The organism is Belliella aquatica (assembly GCF_014637795.1).
GTDB classification, from domain to species: Bacteria; Bacteroidota; Bacteroidia; order Cytophagales; family Cyclobacteriaceae; genus Belliella; species Belliella aquatica.
In genome coordinates, this window is record NZ_BMFD01000025.1 from 31,390 (window position 1) to 31,932 (window position 543).

The 543-nt window shown below is 37.2% G+C and carries 1 protein-coding gene; it reads left to right on the forward strand.

The genetic code is table 11. The features are described from left to right. On the forward strand, nucleotides 1-378 hold a 378-nt coding region (locus IEV57_RS18550; RefSeq protein WP_188444535.1), incomplete at its 5' end, for a HEPN domain-containing protein. Nucleotides 379-543: the final 165 nt, after the last annotated feature.

Consider the following 543-nt stretch of genomic DNA (forward strand, 5'->3'; position numbering starts at 1 on the left):
TATAACATAACTGCTTTTTTGCTGCATCAGGCTGTGGAGCAGTCCTGTATTACGCTGATCATAGTACATATCGATTACAGGTCAGAATTTCATAACCTCAACCGACTATTGGGTTTATGCAGGAGCTTTTCCGACGAACCCTATAAGCTACTGATAGGAGAAATGGAATCTCGCCGAAGACAATTCGATATCCTCATCAAAAGTTATGGCAAAGCTAGATACGCCTCTGAATTCACTGTCTCCCAAAAATATGCAGAAGAACTATGTGAAAATGTTTCATCTTTTATTGAATTGACAGAATTGATGTGCAAAAATAGGATCAAGAATTTTGAAGTAAAGCCCACTGAATTAAATCTCGTAACAGAAAAAACAGCATGATATGGAAAAGCAGATTCAAACAATCGATGAGAAGAAATTCTTCAGACTGCCATTTGATGAGGGGACTCATTGCCTCAGCGAAGAAATCCTCAATGCCAATTCAAAATTTAGAAAACCTCCTTACTATTACCGTATTGAGACATCGAAATTACACTTCAAAAATGA